This is a genomic window from Sphingomonas sp. 2378 (assembly GCF_038084995.1).
Lineage (GTDB): Bacteria > Pseudomonadota > Alphaproteobacteria > Sphingomonadales > Sphingomonadaceae > Sphingomonas.
Window position 1 is genome coordinate 1 of sequence record NZ_JAXCMJ010000156.1, and the last position, 269, is coordinate 269.

At 68.0% G+C, this 269-nt stretch carries 1 protein-coding gene; it reads right to left on the reverse strand.

Annotated features, from left to right (window positions below; all coding sequences use genetic code 11):
* The coding region (locus SM191_RS19725; protein WP_341507680.1) for a phage integrase N-terminal SAM-like domain-containing protein at positions 1–269 on the reverse strand (269 nt) is incomplete at both ends.

A 269-nucleotide genomic window follows, 5' to 3' on the forward strand; every position in this document is an offset into this window, starting at 1 on the left:
GGGCGCGGCGCCAGCACCAGCTTGCGTGACAGGTCGGGCCGGTCGAGCGTCACCCCGAACAGGAAGCGCAGCGCCGATACCGTGGCGCCGATGACGGACACGCTGACGCCATGCTCGCGCTGGTGAAGCTGAAAGCGTCGCACATCCTCTGCCGTCGCGGTATCCGGCGCACGTTTCAGGAACGCCGCGAAGGCGCGGACGTGGCGGACATAGTCGTGCTGCGTCCGCGTCCGCATCGAACGCATCGCCATATCGTCGAGCATCCGCTG